This is a genomic window from Sharpea porci (assembly GCF_009695655.1).
GTDB lineage: Bacteria > Bacillota_I > Bacilli_A > Erysipelotrichales > Coprobacillaceae > Sharpea > Sharpea porci.
The window spans coordinates 1-17,153 of the sequence record NZ_VUNM01000036.1; the positions used below are offsets into that span (position 1 = coordinate 1).

A 17,153-nucleotide genomic window follows, 5' to 3' on the forward strand; every position below is an offset into this window, starting at 1 on the left:
GTATATACCGCCAGTAAACCATCCTTGGAGACAGAACAGCTGGAAGTTATATTCTTCTTCAATCAAAGCTCATTTATATGGTGCTCATAATTAAAAATATTCAGGACATTTTCAAATTCGCTTGACATCACGAAAAAAACGAGAAGACCTAATAGATCTTCTCGTCAGTAATAATCATATCCAATGGAATATCAAAACGATGTGGTTCAGTATTCTCAACATGCTGAAAGCTAAAGGCCATCCCACACGTTGTATGGGGATAGTTCTTGAGCGCTCGATCATAAAAACCACGTCCATAACCAACACGATTACGTTGATCATCAAACATCAAGAGTGGAACAACCACAAAATCAATAGCATTGATATTTCTTGTGATATCTGTAATAGGTTCATCAACCCCAAAATACCCCTTAGCCACATCATCAAAAGAGTCAATCTTGTAGAAGACAAGATCATCACCAACACATTTAGGGACAAAAATCTCTTTCTTGCCAAAATATTTAGCCATCAAAGCTCTTGTATCAACTTCATGGCGATAGCTCATATAAAATGCTACCGATTGTGCTTCTTGAAATGCTTTTAATGATTCTAGTTGTTTTTGAATCTGCAAGCAATAATGCTGATAGCTTTCTTCATCGAGAGCTAGTCTCTTTTGAATCATGGCCTTGCGTAATTGTTTCTTATCCAATGGCTTTATCACTCATATCAAATTTAATCAGCTGATTTAATTCAACTGCATATTCCATTGGAAGTTCTCTTGAGAATGGTTCAATAAAGCCCATGACAATCATTTCTGTAGCCTGTGCTTTTGTAAGTCCTCTGCTCATTAAATAGAAGAGCTGGTCTTCAGAGACTTTAGAGACTGTGGCTTCATGTTCTATTGTTGAATCGTTGTTGAGCATCTTGTTTGTAGGAATGGTATCGGATGTTGACAAAGGATCAAGAATGAGTGTATCACATTCAATCTTACTCTTGGCTCCTGTCGCCTTAGGTCCATGTGTTACCAAGTCTCTAAAATTCGCTTTACCCCCATTTTTAGAGATAGACTTAGAAATAATCTGACTGCTTGTATTAGGTGCTAAATGAATCATTTTGGCGCCAGAGTCAATAATCTGTGTTTTATCCGCAACTGCAATCGTAATAACGTTGCCCTTAGCTCCTTCGCCAGCTAAAATGCAACAAGGATACTTCATCGTAATACGGCTACCGATATTGCCATCAACCCATTCCATAAAGCCACCTTCATCTACGCGAGCACGCTGAGTGACGAGGTTCAAGACATTCTTTGACCAGTTCTGGATTGTTGTATAACGGCAATGTGCATGCTTACCAACAACAATCTCAACAACTCCAGCATGTAAGCTATCCTTTGAATAGCTTGGTGCTGTACAGCCTTCTACATAGGTAATATCAGCGTAATCATCAACAATAATCAATGTTCTTTCAAACTGTGCCATAGCTGATGAGTTAATACGGAAATAAGCCTGTAATGGCTTTTCAAGATGAACACCTTTAGGGACATAGATAAATGATCCACCAGACCATACTGCCCCATTGAGGGCTGAGAACTTGTTGTCATTATAAGGAATGACTGTATCAAAATACTTCTTGAAGATTTCCGGATATTCTCTTAAGCCACTATCAATATCCAAGAAAATAACACCCTTCTCTTTTACTTCTTCAAGCATATTATGATAAACAACTTCTGATTCATATTGTGTTGAGACACCAGAAAGATATTTTCTTTCAGCATCAGGAATACCAAGTCGATCAAAGGTATCTTTGATTTCATCTGGTACCTCTTCCCAGTCATTCGTCTGATTATCAGCAGGACGCTTATAATAAGTGAAATCTGAGAAGTCAATATCACTTAAATCAACACCCCATGTTGGTAATGGTCTTGATTCAAATTCTTTTAATGATTTTAAACGATATTCCAGCATCCATTCTGGTTCTTTCTTAATTGCAGATATTTCTCTTACAATATCCGCATTAAGTCCTTTAGGTGTACTAAAGACAGCTTTATCAGGTTCAATGAAATCAGCTGCATGATCACCACCAGTAAGAGGAATATCATCAAAGTTCTTATCCATTCTTCTTCCCCTCACTTTCATCAATTAATCGTTCAAGCCCATTCCAGCCTATTGTTGCACATTTAATACGATTGGCTTGCTTATAAGTATTCTTAAAGACATAGGCTTCTTGTATTAGAGAAGGATCATAATCTTTTTCATAAATCATATCCTTGTAATTTTCAATAATTTTACGGGCTTCTTCCTTGCTTTTACCTTTGACAAGCTCAGTCATAATGGAAGTTGAAGCTGTTGAGATGGCACATGCTTCGCCATCAAAACGCACATCTTCAATAATATCACCATTAAATTTTGCTTCGATATCGATATTATCGATACATGTTGAAGAATTCATATTTGTTTTCATATATGAATCATCATTAACAATGCCATGATTTCTAGGATTCTTGTAATGATCCATAATGATTTCTCGCATAACGAGTGGGTTATCTAAAGAATGCATCTAAGAAGTCATCTCCTTTCTTACATACTTCAATAAAGGCATCAATATCTTCTTTTGTCGTATAGACATAGAATGATGCACGAACAGTAGAATTCACGCCAAGATAGTTATCAAGAATCTTTGCACAGTGTTCTCCAGCTCTAACAGCAATGCCATATGTATTAAAGAGAGAAGCAGCATCCTGTGAGAAGACATCCTTGATATTCATAGCGATTGCTCCTTCTGCATCTTTATTGTAGACATCAACATTATCAAGCTCTTCAAGACGTTCAATCGCATACTTACGCATAGCTTCTTCATGAGCAACGACATTCTCCATGCCAAGATTCATGAGATATTTTGCGGCTGCACCTAAGCCAACCGCACCTTCAATATTTGGTGTTCCAGCTTCGAAACGATAAGGGATTTCCTTGAGTGTTACTTCGCCTTCCTTATTATAGCGAGCATTGCTTCCTCCTCCGGAACGAACAGGGTGCATTTCTTCAAGTAAAGCACGTTTGCCATAGAGAACACCAATACCTGTAGGTCCTAGCATCTTATGACCGCTAAAAGCTAAGAAATCAACATCATCTTTCTGCACATCTGTCACCATATGGGGAACGGATTGTGCTCCATCTGCCACAACAACAATGCCTTTTGTATGGGCATAATGGGCAATTTCTCCAATCGGAACTTCAAAGCCAAGAACATTGGTCATAATAGCTAGGGAAATGATTTTTGTATGTTCAGTAACTGTCGCTTTGACAGCATCTAAAGTAATATGACCTGTTTCATCAATAGGAATATATTTGATGATAGCACCTGTTTGTTTGGCAACATCAAACCATGGTAATGTGTTAGATGCATGTTCAGCATAGGAAAGCAAGATTTCATCACCAGCTTTTAAATGCGTTAGACCATAGCCATAGGCTACCATATTTAAGCCATCTGTCGAGCCTGATGTAAAGATCAGTTCATCCTTTTCTTTCGCATTGATGAATTGGCGCAATGTTTCTCTTGCTCCTTCAAAATGCATATCGACATCATGGGAAAGATCATAATCCCCTCTTTCTGCATTAGCAGAATAGTTCGATAAATAATCAACAACAGCATCAATGACGCATTGAGGCTTAAGTGTTGTTGCATTGCTGTCAAGATAGACGAGTGGAGCCCCATGCATCTTGACTTTGTTTTTAAGCATTGGGAAATCTTCTCTTACTTTATAAACATCATACATACTAGGCACCAACCTTTCCTAAGACTTTTTCGAAACGTTCTTTAATCATAGGATTATCAACAACATCAATAACTGGCTTTAAATAGCCATAAGTGATGAGCTGCATAGCCTGGCGCTTTGTAAGCCCTCTGCTTTGAAGATAATAAAGATGGTTTTCATCCATACGTCCAACCCCAGCAGCATGGGATGCCTGTACATCATAGTCATCAATATAAAGATAAGGATTGGCACTTGCACGAGAAGCTTCATCAAAGACCATAATTTTGTTTGTCTGATGGCTTTCACTCTTATGCATGCCCTTCTTTATTGTACCAATACCATCAATGATCATGCTACCAGCATCCTTAGCAACACCATAATTATCCATAATGCCATATGTATAAGGCGCATGATGTTCGATATTAACTGTATAATGCTTCTTCTCTTCAAGCTTACTTAACGCAGCCATACGTAATTTCATATTGGCATTTGGTCCTGCTAAAATGAAATGATAGCTAGCATCTAATGAGCCATCAGAAAGCTCTGCATAACCTAAATGGAATGAAGAATCACTTCCTACAACACCCTGGTCATCAAAATGAATAGCCTCATGGTTCACAGAATCATTTTCATTAAAGATATTAACATTAGCATTCTCATCAACCTTAAATGTTCTTGTGAATTTCACGTTATCAGCAAGTTTTCTTGTTTCAACAAGATTAACTGTTGTATTGTTGGCAAAATGATAATGCAATGCACCATCATGATGAAGTTCTATGACAACATGAAGATCATATTTGCCCTCATCAAAGGATAATGTTGTCCCGTCTAAATGCACACCTTCTGGTAAGACAACATCCTTGCTTTGACCATCTTCTAAGAACACATGATGAGAATAAAAATAACGATTTTCTCCCATCACTACTTGCCTCCAAAGCCAAAGAGCTTTTCAATTAAATCACTATTATCCTGCTTGCCAACAAGCCATTCATAGCCTTCATTATTGATCTTTTCAACAAGTTCATAGCCACCTTCAGCTTTAATCTCACCATCAACAAGAACATGAACATGACTAGGCTTTACGAGCTGATAAAGCTTTTCATAGTGAGATACCATTACTAAGCCCATATCATTTTCTTCTTTCATCTTGTTGACTGCATCAGCAACAATTCTTAATGCATCAACATCCAGCCCTGAATCAATTTCATCAAGTAAGGCAAAGCTTGGTTTCAACAATTCCATTTGCAGAATTTCATTACGCTTCTTCTCTCCACCTGAGAATCCTTCATTTAAATAACGATGAGCTAAATCCTCATTCATCTTCAGTTCACTAATAGCCTGATCAAGATTATTCATAAAATCAAATAAACGCACCGGTTCATCTCTTCTTGCATTAATTGCAGCTTTCAAAAAATCACTATTTGTGACCCCAGGAATAGCTTCTGGATACTGCATACCAAGGAAAATACCTTTACGGCTTCTTTCATCAACGCTCATGGCAAGTAAATCTTCACCATCAAGTGTAATCGAACCCTGAGTTACTTGATAACTAGGATGGCCCATGATTGTTGAGAGTAATGTTGATTTACCATTACCATTTGGTCCCATTAAGGCATGAGTTTCGCCTGTTTTAAATTCTAAAGTTATACCTTTTAAAATCTCTTTGTCATCAACACTGACATGGAGATTGTTAATTTTTAATACTGACATATTTCTACCACCTCGTTCACCCATTTTATAATAAAGATATGACTAACTCAAATAATATAATAAGAAATCTTTCATGTGAAAGAGTGTGATTTTTGAGCTTGGATTGAAAAAAAGGGAAATGTATGTATAATAAGATTGTTACTTAAGGAGGTTAGTATGAACATAAAAAGACTAACATGTCTTACAATTACAGGCATGATGCTTTTGTCTGGCTGCAGTGCTGGCAAAACTGTCAATAATAAGAGTGTTATAGCATCCTTAGATGGCGATAATGTTTATGCTGATAATGTTTATTCAAGCTTAACATCAACATCATCAGGACGTACACAGCTATTCAATTATACCCTAGATCAGCTTCTTAAAAGCAAATATCCTGCAACCAAGGCAATGGAAGAAAATGCGGATAGCATGGTGGATTCCATTAAACAAAGCTATAAATCACAATATAGTGAAAGCGAATATGAAAAGCAGCTCGAAAAAGACTTAAAGTCTTCTGGCTATTCAAGTATTGCTGATTATCGTAAGAAGGTTGTTTATTCTCTACAGTATGCTGAAATGATGAAGAATTATGTGAAAAAGCATTTCAATGCGGTCTTTGATGATTACTATAAGATGGCAACACCACGTTATATTTCCATTATCAAGGTTTCTATGGCATCAGTCGATGCACCTACAAATACGGAAAATGATAAGTTACAGGAAGTGAAGGACTTATTGAAGAGTGGCAAGAACTTTGGTGATATTGCCAAGAGTTATTCTGATGACAGTGATACAAAGAATGCCAAAGGCAGTCTTGGTATTGTTGATACAACAAATTCTTTATCAGATACATATGGCAGTGATGTCGCTAGTACTGCCCTGACTTTAACTGCGGGACAGACAAGTGAAGCCATTAAGGGAACAAATGGTTATTATTTCCTTTACTGTTCTTCAACAGATAAAGAAAAAATCAAGAAGGAATTAAAGAATGTGGATGCCAATTCACCACTCATTACCTATGATAATTATATGGTTTATGAAGCCTTCAAGACATATAAGATCACTTACAAAGATAAAGCGACAAAAGAAGCAATCAATAAAGTTATTAATGAAAATCTTAAGAGTAGAGCTGAGGAAAGGAAATAATTATGGACGAAAATAAAGAATTCAGACAGGTCCATAAGGTTCCTGTTAAAAAGACAAAAAAGCCAATCAATAAAAAAGCCATTGCTGGTCTTGTTCTAGCCATTATCCTTGCAGCAGGCTGTATTGGTGGTTACTACTATGTAAAAAATACAAAGGAAGCGGATTATGTTTCTAAGGTAACGGATGGATCAAAAGATCTGATTACTGGTGATGCGACAGTCAGCAAGCAAGGCTATTATGAATATTTAATGGACGGTAGTGGCGCAAGTGAAATTGTCAGTCAGGCCTTGACTAAAATTGCCAACAAAGAACTCACAACAAAAGCTGATAAGACAAGTATTGAGACGGAGACAAAAGCACTCGAAGATCAATATAAGAATTATATGGGTTCGGTGAAAGACTATGCAAAATCAGTTGGCTACAGTTCTGAAGAAGCCTTCAGAAAAGCTACACTTACACCTAACGCTAAACAGAATGCTCTTGTTAAGAAGTATCTCACTTCTAAGTTCACAACAGCCATTAATAAATATAAAGTCAGCTATGTCAAATACTTCACTTATGAAAAAGAATCTCAGGTCTTAAAAGCCATTCAGTCCATCAAGAGTGAAGATGACTATAAGAAACTTGCTGAGGCTTCTAGCACAAGCAATGATGTTGGTATTCTTTCGACAAAGTCATCAGCTGACAGCAACCTTGTCAAGAAGGCAAGTGCTTTCTATAAGATGAAAAAAGATGGTGTCTATGGCAGTGCGGTTAAGCTTTCAACTGGTGCTTATGCTGTTGTTTATGTTTATAACACGGATCGTGCCGCCCATAAGGATGATATTGTTTCAGCTCTTTATAAGCTTGATAAAGTCAAGACAGATATCAACGCTTACTATTTAAATAAATATCATTTCACTGTCTATGACAACAAGATGAAAAAAGCCATTAAGGAAATCTCAAAATCCTATATCAAAGATTAAGACCATGATCATACATGGTCTTTTCTTATGGGCTTCATTATATTTTTAAAGAATGCTTTTTCTTAATAGATGGTAATGACCTTTGCGCTATTATCTTCCATCTTGTCAATAAAGTCCTGCAACATATCCTCGTCGGCAAACGCCACCATCGCGAGATCGTTACTTTCATATGCTTCTAGCATCTGTTCTTTAGCGCTGAACATTAAGCAGGGCATATCTATATCCTCCACTGTTATTGCCCAGTCAAGAAATGCATCTACTGATCTAAATTTACAGATATAGAATTCCATTTCTCCTTTCATAGGCAAAGCAACAATACTTTCTTAGTCTTCAAAGAATGGTCGATCGCACATATTTTCTCCTTTTCTTAGTATATTTCTTATTCTCTCCAACTTTCCTCTTTCTTTCTAAAAAACGAGTCGAGCATGTAAAGTGCTCAAACTCGTCACTAAAGTTTACAGAAAGGATCAAGCTGACGTTCAACCTCTGCATATTTCTTAATATGATCAGGCTTATAGAGCTTGCCACGCATAATAACATGGGTCACATTACTTAGGGTTGTCAGGTCATCTAGAGGGTTAATCTTTGTAACAATCATATCAGCATATTTACCAGCTGTTATAGAGCCTGTGATCTTGCCGACATTCAATAATTTCGCATTCCCTAATGTTGCACTATAGAGGGCATAGCGCGGAGAAACGCCACAGTACTTGACAAAATAGATCAGTTCACGCCACATATCATAATGTGTCACATAGGGACAAGCTGTATCTGTTCCAAGGGCCACAGGAATATCATTTGCCAGTGCCTTTTTCGCATTGTCAATAATGCCATCAAAGACCAATTTGCCATTATATTGCTGGATTTCATTACAATGAGAAATCTTACGATCAAATAAGGCAAAAGGAAGTGCTGGTGAAATGGTTGTTGTTAGAAAGGCATGATGTTCTTTAAAAAGATCAATGATTTCTTCATCACATGTTGCCCCATGTTCAATGGAATCCACACCATTCTCTAAGGCTACACGAACACCTTCGCTTGATTCCACATGGGCAGCGACAATCAAGTTATTACGATGTGCCTCATCACAAGCCGCCTTAATGATTTCAGGGGGCATTTTCAAAGCTCCTGCACCACCCTTTTCGGTCGCATCCATAACTCCGCCAGTAATCATCAGCTTAATAAAATCAACATGCTGTTCAACAAGGTCATCAACAGCCTGGCGTGCTTCTTTTTCATTGCCAACAATACGGGCAACAGAGCCAGCCATATGACCACCTTCAACAGTGATAGCCTGATTGCCAGCAATAATACGTGGTCCCACAAGTTCTCCACTATTAATGCGGTCTCTGATATTGGTATCATAATCTAAAAGACCACCAACCGTTCTGATTGTTGTTACACCGCTCATCAATTCTGTGCGTGCATAGTTTTCACACATTTTCATCGACATATGGCGAAAGAGCTTATTGCTTGTTGCCATATGAGCTGCCTTCGCACTATCTCTTTGTTTTCTTTTAGGTTTGCCACTACCTGGAAGATGGACATGCATATTGATTAAGCCAGGCATAATAAATGCCCCTTGTAAATCAACTTCCTGATAACCTGCACGTGATGTGCTTTCATCGGTGATGGATTCAATTTTGTCTTTGTTGGTGAGAATGACTTTATGGGAGATGACTTCCATATCTTCACTGCCATCCAAGATATGACCATTTATAAAAGCATATTTCATGATATCACCCCTTACATATTTTCTTTACAATCTCTTATACGATTGATACACATAATCATCTCGCCAAAAAGAATAAACTCTTTGAGATTTTCAATCTTTCTTACAGGCGGGATATACTTCTTAGGTATATATTTTTCCATTTCTTCCACAAGTTCATCAACACTAGGTACATTGGAACAATAATATGTCAATAATTGTGGTCCAATTGTAGCAATTAAAGCAACAAGATTCTTAGCTACAACTTCCTTCGCGCCTTCTTCATAACGGGCAAGTTGCGTTGGTTGATCACTATAGGCCAAAGGCAAGTATTGCATTTCACCGGCAATATTCATATAGCCTTTGATCACACGGTCGTGGAAGATTGTCCCTGCGCCACCACGATTATGTCCCCTAGGCAAGAAATAGAAACTTACCGAGTCACAATCATCTTGAAGCACATTAAGGCCAGCAGCTACCGCATTGACATCATTATCGAGTGAAAAGCCTAATTCAGGATGTTTATTTTTTAGATATCCCGCAACATCCGTATAATTAAATCCTTCAGTTTCATTGGTCATAAAGCCATAATGAATAATACCCGGAGCAGCAATACCGACATAATGAATATCAGGATGTTCTAATAAGACATAGTCAATAATATCATTGAGATCACGTAAATCGAGTTGATCATGGATTCTTTCGCCATTTAATAGAACTTCAGCATTCTGATAAACACGATAATGGATATGGGTATGACGATAATTCTTTAATATCCCAATTGCAAGAATCTTTTTATCATAATCAATGGATAATGTTGGTAATGCTTCTTCCTTTTTCTCCGGTTTACCTTGAGTAAGCGTTTCTTTAATGAGATCTATTGTAGATCCAACATCATATTTCGCAAAGATGGCTGAAGGCAAAGTGAGAACGGGAATACGATGGAAAATCGAGCGCACACGAGCTAACTGATAGCCAATTTGTGGGGCTAGCAGAATCATGTCATAATCCATCCCAGTATCAGCTAATTCATTATAGGCCACAGCTGAGAATTCATAATCAAGATTTAATGTCTGTACACCTTTGTTGAGTTCCTGGGCAAAGAAGCTTGTTGTCAGTCCTGAAGAGCATGACAAGAGAACTCTCACTGTTTTATGATCATCTACATGATGCATGATATCCATAAACTCATAATAAATGCCGACGGCATGCTTCAGTGTCTGCATTTGAAAATGAAGATAGAATTCGATATTCTGATTCTTTTTATTAGTAATTGAGAATTCTATAATGGCATTATCTTGATGAAAAACGACCTGGCCTTTAGCACCAGCTGCATCAAAATTAAGGGCGTTATTTTCCCCAACTTTGTCTTGCATAACTTTAATATCGCCATGATCTTGTAGTTGCATCCACTTTGCAAAGATTGCCACATAGACTTCCCTTAAAAATTCATCCATGAACATGATATTACCTCTCTAAGTCAAACATTTCATTAATGATTTTTATTCCTGCTGACGTCTTAAAGAAATGATCACGGGCATTTTTGATTTTTTCTTTGTCATCACCATCTTCAAAGGCATTGACTAGATAATCAGCTTCAACAAGAATCTGAAAATCTATATCATCCACCTGACTTAGCGTATGATGATGACCAACGATAAAGCCAATACGCTGACATAATGCATCATCATAGCCAGCTGACTTTAAAAGTTCCATAGCTGGTTGAGGGCCAAATTCTTCCTGGCGCTTAGGGGTATTCTTTAAGCCCTGGCTTTCTGCAACAATAATGCCAATATCATGTACATACCCGGCAAGAGTCACACGTTCCACAATTTCGTCATCAAGACTTTCTTCAATGGCAATCATATTAGCGAAACTGGCGACTTTAAGAAAGTGCTGAATTCTTTTGGGATCACCATGATCAAAGGCTATCATTTTTCTTTTAACACTATTTTCTCTATTCATATCTACACCTCAAATAATGATAATTGGCCATCCATAGCCTCATTTACTAAAGGTGGCTGTTTTTGTATTAATAACGCTTTCGCTTTTTCTTCATCAAAAAGATAATCCTTCATCACACCTGGAGCAAGCAAGAATGGCATGCGGTCATGAATAGCAATCATGGAAGCATTGGCTGGCTTGGTGATGATGACATAATGTCCTGTACTATCATAAAGCCCACCCATTAACATGATGCCATTTTTAGGATAGTGAAAGCGATATTGCTTTTTTTCTTTATTCCATTCATAGAAACTGCGGGCAAAGATAATACAACGTCGATTAATAAAATCATCCTGAAAGAAAGGCTTTGTACATACACTTTCACTTCGGGCATTAAATACAAGTTTCTGGGCAATAGGCTTACCCCATTGCATAACTTCATAGCCCTTTGTTGAAGCAATGATTCCAAAATCACCAGGATGGATATCGCCTGGCTTTATTCTAGCATCATACATATCTTCAAGCAGTTTATCAATGATATTACGATCAATAAAATAACGTCCACACATATTTATCCCTAGCCTCAATTCCCACTCTACACATCAATTTCTAAAAACATATCATTCCACTTTGCCCCACCATGTGTACTAGCAGAATCTTGTAATTTCTGATAACCAAACTTCTCATAAAATGGCAACAAGCGATCTTTACAAGTGAGAATAATACCCTGCTTTCCTTTCTCTTTCGCAAGATCAATATAGGCATGCATCAGCATGCTTGCAATCCCTCGATGCTGGTATGTGGGTAATACATCAATCCCAAAGACAGTCATATAAATGCCTTTGGAATCATGCAATGAAGCATCACTGTAGAAGCAATCAGGGAGATAGCGCTGACTTGTTTCATTGCCATTGATAAAACCAACGATTTGATCATCCTTTCTCGCGACAAGAAAATTCTCCCCAAAGACTTCATAACGCTTCACAAATTCTTCATATCCACATGCTTCTGCTTGCGGGAAGCATATAGATTCTATTATAGCAATATCTTTTAGATCTTCTGTTTTTGCTTGTTCTATCTTTATCATAAACCTATTCTAACAAAAAACATCCCATTAGAAAATGGGATGTCTCATTAAATTTGGGCGCCTTCAAACTGTGACTTGTAGAGTGAAGCATAGAATCCACCTTTATCAAGCAATGACTGATGGTTACCAACTTCAACAATATCACCATCACGCATAACAATAATCGTATTGGCATCACGAATTGTTGAAAGACGATGGGCAATAACGAAAGATGTTCTCCCTTCCATTAAAGCATCCATCCCCTGCTGAATCATCACTTCCGTACGGGTATCTACAGAAGATGTTGCTTCATCAAGAATAAGAATCTTTGGATCTTTTAAGAAAGCACGCGCAATTGTCAACAACTGCTTCTGGCCAGCTGAGATATTGGAAGATTCTTCATTGATGACTGTATCAAGTCCTTCGGGCAATGTATGAATAAAGTGGTCCACACGGGCATTCTTGATAGCTGCTTCAACTTCTTCATCAGTGGCATCTAGTTTGCCATATTTCAAGTTTTCCTTCACACTGCCATTGAAAAGCCAAGTATCCTGCAAGACCATACCAAACATAGAACGCAAATCGCTACGTTTCATATCCTTTATATCCTTACCATCAATAAGAATAGAACCGTTATTCAATTCATAGAAACGCATCAATAATTTAATAATCGTTGTCTTACCAGCTCCAGTAGGTCCAACGATGGCAATCTTCTGTCCGGCATGAACATGAAGATTGAAGTCATGAATAATGATCTTGTCAGGATTGTAGCCAAACTTGACATGATCAAATGTGACAGCACCCTTCATTTGATCAATTTCATCACGACTGACAATTGCCTTTTCATCATCAATTTCTTTTGCTTCTAAGAACTCAAAGACACGTTCACTTGCAGCGGCTGTTGACTGCAACATATTAACAATCTGAGCCATCTGAGTAATTGGCTGGTTGAACTGACGAACATACTGGATGAAGGCCTGAATATCACCAATCGTAATCATCTTCCCACTAGCCAGATAACCCCCAACAATACATACAGCAACATAACCAATATTACCAATCAGGCTTGCCACTGGCATCATCAATGAGCCAAAGAACTGTGACTTCCAGGCTGATTCATAGAGCTTATCATTATATTGATCAAATGTATCAATAGCTTTTTCTTCACCATTAAATGCTTTGACTACTTCATGTCCACCATAGACTTCTTCAATATGACCATCTACATCCCCCAATGCATCCTGTTGCATCTTAAAGAATTTTTGTGAACGCTTCATAATAAAGCTTGCCACTGTTAATGTAACAGGAAGTACAACGACAGCAATAATAGTCATCTGCCAGCTAATAGAAAGCATCATGATAAGAATCCCAATGACTGATACTGTTGAGGTAATCATCTGACTCATGGACTGGTTAAGAGATTGGGCAATCATATCAACATCATTCGTAACTCTTGAAAGAATATCTCCATTACTGTGGTGATCGAAATAAGAAAGAGGTAAACGGTTCATCTTTTCAGAAATATCTTTTCTAAAATCATAAGCGACTTTTTGAGAGATTCCACTGGTAATCCAGCCTTGAATATAATTAAATAAGGCACTTACAAGATAGAGGACTAAAAGAATGAGCAGGATATGAATAATATAGCTAAAATCAATACCCCCGACATTTCTGACCTTCGCCATGATCCCCTGAGATAGCTTATCGGTTGCTTTGGCAAGAATTTTAGGACCAACAATGGAAAAGATTGTTGATCCTACCGCAAAGATCATGACAAGGATGAGTTTGAGATAGTAAGGTTTCAAATAACGAATAAGTTTCCCCATCGTCCCTTTAAAATCCTTGGCTTTTTCACCATTACCCATAGAAGGACGACCAGGATGATTTCTTGTTTTACTCATTTTCTAATTCCTCCTTTGATAATTGTGAGTAGGCAATCTGCTGATAAACATCACATGTTTTCATCAGTTCATCATGTGTACCCTTGCCCACCATACGGCCTTCATCAAGAACAATAATCTGATCGGCATGCATGATGGAAGCAATACGCTGACCGACAAGCAAGACGGTGTTATGTTCTTTCTGACACATTTCATTAAGTTCTTTTCTTAGTTTGGCATCTGTCTTGAAATCAAGCGCAGAGAAGGAATCATCAAAGATGAGGATTTCTGGGTTCTTGGCCAGTGCTCTGGCAATGGCAAGACGCTGACGCTGACCACCAGAGACATTAGTCCCTCCTGCTGCAATCTCGTGATCTAAGCCACCTGGTAGCTTATCGACAAATTCCTTAGACTGTGAGATTTCTAATGCACGCTCAAGATCTTCATCACTCGCATTGGCTGCACCATATTGTAAAGTAGTGCGCACATTTCCGCTAAAGAGGTTCGCTTTTTGTGGGACAATACCAAGCTTATTTCTCAACTCATGAATATTGGCATTACGGACATCAACACCATCCACATAGACATGACCACTGGTTGCATCATAGAAACGAGGAACAAGATTAATAAGTGTTGACTTACCTGAACCCGTTGAACCAATAAAAGCTGTTGTTTGTCCAGGCTTAGCCGTAAAGCTAATATCACTTAAAACATTTTCTTCTGAACCAGGATAAGCAAAGCTGACATGATCAAATGTGACAAGGCCACGTTGATCTTGTGGGAAAGCTTCTGGATGAGCTGGTTCAACAATACTATTCTCTGTTTCTAACACATCAGCAATACGTTTAGCAGAGATTGAGGCACGAGGTAGCATAATAGCAATCATTGCAATCATCAAGAAGCCCATAATAATCATCATGCCATATTGCAAGAAAGCCATCATCTGACCAATCTGAATATGTCCTAAATCAATTTGCTTAGCCCCCACATAGACAATGGCAAGAGTGACAGCATTCATGATAAATGTCATTATTGGCATCAAACTAATCATCACTCTATTGACAAATAAATTCACTTTCGTTAAATCCGTATTAGAAATATCAAAACGTCTTTCGGCTTCTTTCTCATTGCCAAAGGCACGAATGACAAGGACACCGGATAAGTTCTCACGCATAGAGAGATTAAGTTTATCAATTAATGACTGAATAATCTTGAATTTAGGAAGTGCAATACTAAATGTCACCCCTAAGACACCTAAAATGACAATCAAGACAAGCCCAATGACACCTGTCATTGACTTGGATTGTTGCATAGCTCTGACAAAAGCTCCTAGTCCTAAGACTGGGGCAAAGCAGACAAGACGAATAAACATGACAACAACCTGTTGAATCTGAGTGATATCATTTGTCGAGCGAGTAATCAGGGAAGCTGTTGAAAACTGGTTCATTTCATGTGTGGAGAAGCTTTCCACCTTCTTGAAAAAATCCAAGCGAAGATCACGTGCAATAGCTGCACCTGTCTTTGAGGCAAAGAAGGCCGCGGCAATAGAAGCAACAGCCCCAAGTAAGGCAATTGCAAGCATTTTCAAGCCCGCTTTTAAAATATAGGCATTCTGAATATGATCCGTATTAGCGCCTAAGCGTTTATATTCACTCTTGACCGCATTTCCTCCGGCAATATTCATTGTACTGTTACCCATTGTTTTCATTTGTTTATCGATGTTATCAAACATCTTCTGTCGATTTTCCTCAGGCATGTTTTGAATGAAATAGAAGACATCTCCTTCTTTTACTTTTTCTTCCATCAATTGAAGCTGTGCATTCATGGCCTTAAGCTTGGCTTCGCTTTCTTGGCGTGTGGCTTCAGGAAGACTGTTCTGGCTTGCCTGATAGCTTGTATAAGCTTGTTCATATTGTTGTTTGAATGAAGATACACTTGATGTTAATTGTCCCATCAGCTTCTTATAGCTTTCTGAGTTTTTATCCATATTCTCTATTGATGAAACAATCAGCATGCTTTTAAGCATCGCTTTATTAAGTGCATCATGATCGCTATCATCTTTTAAAACATAGATATCCTTGGCTTTAGGGAAAGTCTTTTTGATATCTTGATCAAGTTTTTCTTGTTTTGTATAACGATAGCTCTTTTTAATGACTGCACGTTCTTTCTTATTAGCGAATAAGAGAATGTGATTGTAAGTATCGGTTGTGAGGACATCACTGACAGCATCCTTAAAACCACCAGCCTGAATACCATTAGAGACAATGTTACTCATATAGTCTGGAAGAGCTAATTCACTGGCTGCCTGACCAAGAATCATGACAATGGCAATCAGGAATAAAGCCCAGTATTTCTTAAAATACTTTCTTAATCGGTACATTTTTCTTCTCCTTTCAATGATTCGAGATTTTTATAGACACGTTGAAACAGTGATATCATTACTGCAAAATCCTGGTCATCAAAGCCTTCAAAGCACTGCCTTGATAACCTGTCGACAATAGCTTTCGCTTCATCAAGAGCCTTCTTGCCTTCTGATGTGATAAAGAGATCATATTTACGTTTATCGTTTTCATCTTGAACACGTTCAATATAGTGCATCTTTTCAAGACGCTTTACACGACCTGAAAGAGTTGCTTCACTTATTTTGAGCTTTTGAGCAATTTCTTTCTGAGTCATATCACTATGATCAATAAGATAAAGCAAAGCACACTGCTCATGAGTCATATGCATATCATTTAATTGACGACTTGCCGTATTGCGATAAGCAAGACTGATTCGTCTAAAATAAGCAAATACATCATTGATTTGTTTAGAGTCGTATTTTTCCATGCTTCCTCCTCCTTATTTACTTAGTACGCTAAGTATTATAGTTAGTGTGCTAAGTATTGTCAAGCAAAATCAAAACCACGCCTAAAAGGCGTGGTTTGAACTGCGGCTATAAGCCTGTAATACCTGCTCGCGTCTAAAGGCGCTTGCTTTCACTTCGTTCAAGCTACCGCTCTTGACGCTCGCTATCCCTCAA

Annotated in this window: 17 protein-coding genes; 2 read left to right on the forward strand and 15 right to left on the reverse strand. The window is 37.9% G+C overall.

The genetic code is table 11. The features are described 5' to 3' along the window. Window positions 1–148: 148 nt before the first annotated feature. The 6 genes from FYJ79_RS11070 to sufC are packed head-to-tail and all read right to left on the reverse strand — an operon-like array spanning window position 149 to window position 5,440. The gene (locus tag FYJ79_RS11070) at window positions 149–688 is read right to left on the reverse strand and encodes a 5-formyltetrahydrofolate cyclo-ligase (protein WP_154518308.1); all 540 of its coding nucleotides are present in this window, start codon (window positions 686–688) and stop codon (window positions 149–151) included. Continuing rightward, a complete protein-coding gene (gene sufB, locus FYJ79_RS11075; RefSeq protein WP_154518311.1) occupies window positions 681–2,093 on the reverse strand; it encodes a Fe-S cluster assembly protein SufB in 1,413 nt (470 codons plus the stop codon). Before sufB ends, FYJ79_RS11070 begins: the two co-directional genes overlap by 8 nt. Further along, window positions 2,086–2,535 (reverse strand): Fe-S cluster assembly sulfur transfer protein SufU, encoded by a 450-nt coding sequence (gene sufU, locus FYJ79_RS11080; protein WP_154518315.1) that lies wholly within the window; start codon window positions 2,533–2,535, stop codon window positions 2,086–2,088. Before sufU ends, sufB begins: the two co-directional genes overlap by 8 nt. Continuing rightward, on the reverse strand, window positions 2,519–3,751 hold the full coding sequence (locus FYJ79_RS11085) for an aminotransferase class V-fold PLP-dependent enzyme (protein WP_154518318.1): 1,233 nt from the start codon (window positions 3,749–3,751) through the stop codon (window positions 2,519–2,521). The genes sufU and FYJ79_RS11085 overlap by 17 nt, the downstream gene beginning before the upstream one ends. Before the next feature lies 1 nt (window position 3,752). Next, window positions 3,753–4,649, reverse strand: coding sequence for a SufB/SufD family protein (locus FYJ79_RS11090; protein WP_154518321.1), 897 nt, complete (start codon window positions 4,647–4,649; stop codon window positions 3,753–3,755). Window positions 4,650–4,651: 2 nt separating this feature from the next. Then, complete coding sequence (gene sufC, locus FYJ79_RS11095; RefSeq protein ID WP_154518324.1) at window positions 4,652–5,440, reverse strand: Fe-S cluster assembly ATPase SufC; 789 nt, start codon at window positions 5,438–5,440, stop codon at window positions 4,652–4,654. A gap of 156 nt (window positions 5,441–5,596) precedes the next feature. Between sufC and FYJ79_RS11100 the strand changes: the two genes are divergently transcribed. Together FYJ79_RS11100 and FYJ79_RS11105 are read left to right on the forward strand one after the other, a co-directional pair. Beyond that, window positions 5,597–6,565, forward strand: a complete 969-nt coding sequence (locus FYJ79_RS11100; protein ID WP_154518327.1) for a peptidylprolyl isomerase — start codon at window positions 5,597–5,599, stop codon at window positions 6,563–6,565. Between the two features lie 2 nt (window positions 6,566–6,567). Further along, window positions 6,568–7,530 carry a hypothetical protein gene (locus FYJ79_RS11105; protein WP_154518330.1) on the forward strand — a complete coding sequence of 321 codons (963 nt, stop codon included), beginning with the start codon at window positions 6,568–6,570 and terminating at the stop codon, window positions 7,528–7,530. 62 nt (window positions 7,531–7,592) lie between these two features. Here FYJ79_RS11105 and FYJ79_RS11110 read toward each other — a convergent pair whose 3' ends face one another. The 9 genes from FYJ79_RS11110 to FYJ79_RS11150 all read right to left on the reverse strand — a co-directional run bounded on the left by FYJ79_RS11110 (window position 7,593) and on the right by FYJ79_RS11150 (window position 16,960). Next, on the reverse strand, window positions 7,593–7,745 hold the full coding sequence (locus tag FYJ79_RS11110) for a hypothetical protein (protein WP_154518333.1): 153 nt from the start codon (window positions 7,743–7,745) through the stop codon (window positions 7,593–7,595). Window positions 7,746–7,978: 233 nt separating this feature from the next. Continuing rightward, a complete protein-coding gene (locus FYJ79_RS11115; RefSeq protein WP_154518336.1) occupies window positions 7,979–9,265 on the reverse strand; it encodes an amidohydrolase family protein in 1,287 nt (428 codons plus the stop codon). A gap of 11 nt (window positions 9,266–9,276) precedes the next feature. Next, window positions 9,277–10,698, reverse strand: coding sequence for an ROK family protein (locus FYJ79_RS11120; protein ID WP_195837083.1), 1,422 nt, complete (start codon window positions 10,696–10,698; stop codon window positions 9,277–9,279). A 10-nt stretch (window positions 10,699–10,708) separates the two neighbouring features. Further along, the gene (locus FYJ79_RS11125; RefSeq protein WP_154518342.1) at window positions 10,709–11,206 is read right to left on the reverse strand and encodes an HD domain-containing protein; all 498 of its coding nucleotides are present in this window, start codon (window positions 11,204–11,206) and stop codon (window positions 10,709–10,711) included. A gap of 2 nt (window positions 11,207–11,208) precedes the next feature. Further along, entirely contained in the window at window positions 11,209–11,754 is a 546-nt protein-coding gene (locus tag FYJ79_RS11130; RefSeq protein WP_154518345.1) for an SOS response-associated peptidase, read from the reverse strand. A 26-nt stretch (window positions 11,755–11,780) separates the two neighbouring features. Beyond that, the gene (locus FYJ79_RS11135; RefSeq protein ID WP_154518348.1) at window positions 11,781–12,272 is read right to left on the reverse strand and encodes a GNAT family N-acetyltransferase; all 492 of its coding nucleotides are present in this window, start codon (window positions 12,270–12,272) and stop codon (window positions 11,781–11,783) included. A 47-nt stretch (window positions 12,273–12,319) separates the two neighbouring features. Further along, the gene (locus FYJ79_RS11140; protein WP_154518351.1) at window positions 12,320–14,152 is read right to left on the reverse strand and encodes an ABC transporter ATP-binding protein; all 1,833 of its coding nucleotides are present in this window, start codon (window positions 14,150–14,152) and stop codon (window positions 12,320–12,322) included. After that, on the reverse strand, window positions 14,145–16,511 hold the full coding sequence (locus tag FYJ79_RS11145; protein ID WP_154518355.1) for an ATP-binding cassette domain-containing protein: 2,367 nt from the start codon (window positions 16,509–16,511) through the stop codon (window positions 14,145–14,147). The genes FYJ79_RS11140 and FYJ79_RS11145 overlap by 8 nt, the downstream gene beginning before the upstream one ends. Further along, on the reverse strand, window positions 16,499–16,960 hold the full coding sequence (locus FYJ79_RS11150; RefSeq protein ID WP_154518358.1) for a MarR family winged helix-turn-helix transcriptional regulator: 462 nt from the start codon (window positions 16,958–16,960) through the stop codon (window positions 16,499–16,501). Before FYJ79_RS11150 ends, FYJ79_RS11145 begins: the two co-directional genes overlap by 13 nt. Window positions 16,961–17,153 lie beyond the last annotated feature (193 nt).

Excerpts from the sequence above, each read along its gene's own strand:
- FYJ79_RS11100 (WP_154518327.1), top strand. The coding sequence starts at position 5,597 with ATGAACATAAAAAGACTAACATGTCTTACAATTACAGGCATGATGCTT.
- sufC (WP_154518324.1), bottom strand. The coding sequence starts at position 5,440 with ATGTCAGTATTAAAAATTAACAATCTCCATGTCAGTGTTGATGACAAA.
- FYJ79_RS11085 (WP_154518318.1), bottom strand. The coding sequence starts at position 3,751 with ATGTATGATGTTTATAAAGTAAGAGAAGATTTCCCAATGCTTAAAAAC.
- FYJ79_RS11135 (WP_154518348.1), bottom strand. The coding sequence starts at position 12,272 with ATGATAAAGATAGAACAAGCAAAAACAGAAGATCTAAAAGATATTGCT.
- FYJ79_RS11140 (WP_154518351.1), bottom strand. The coding sequence starts at position 14,152 with ATGAGTAAAACAAGAAATCATCCTGGTCGTCCTTCTATGGGTAATGGT.
- sufB (WP_154518311.1), bottom strand. The coding sequence starts at position 2,093 with ATGGATAAGAACTTTGATGATATTCCTCTTACTGGTGGTGATCATGCA.
- FYJ79_RS11090 (WP_154518321.1), bottom strand. The coding sequence starts at position 4,649 with ATGGGAGAAAATCGTTATTTTTATTCTCATCATGTGTTCTTAGAAGAT.
- FYJ79_RS11115 (WP_154518336.1), bottom strand. The coding sequence starts at position 9,265 with ATGAAATATGCTTTTATAAATGGTCATATCTTGGATGGCAGTGAAGAT.
- FYJ79_RS11120 (WP_195837083.1), bottom strand. The coding sequence starts at position 10,698 with ATGGATGAATTTTTAAGGGAAGTCTATGTGGCAATCTTTGCAAAGTGG.
- FYJ79_RS11145 (WP_154518355.1), bottom strand. The coding sequence starts at position 16,511 with ATGTACCGATTAAGAAAGTATTTTAAGAAATACTGGGCTTTATTCCTG.
- FYJ79_RS11105 (WP_154518330.1), top strand. The coding sequence starts at position 6,568 with ATGGACGAAAATAAAGAATTCAGACAGGTCCATAAGGTTCCTGTTAAA.
- FYJ79_RS11130 (WP_154518345.1), bottom strand. The coding sequence starts at position 11,754 with ATGTGTGGACGTTATTTTATTGATCGTAATATCATTGATAAACTGCTT.
- sufU (WP_154518315.1), bottom strand. The coding sequence starts at position 2,535 with ATGCATTCTTTAGATAACCCACTCGTTATGCGAGAAATCATTATGGAT.
- FYJ79_RS11150 (WP_154518358.1), bottom strand. The coding sequence starts at position 16,960 with ATGGAAAAATACGACTCTAAACAAATCAATGATGTATTTGCTTATTTT.
- FYJ79_RS11110 (WP_154518333.1), bottom strand. The coding sequence starts at position 7,745 with ATGCCCTGCTTAATGTTCAGCGCTAAAGAACAGATGCTAGAAGCATAT.
- FYJ79_RS11125 (WP_154518342.1), bottom strand. The coding sequence starts at position 11,206 with ATGAATAGAGAAAATAGTGTTAAAAGAAAAATGATAGCCTTTGATCAT.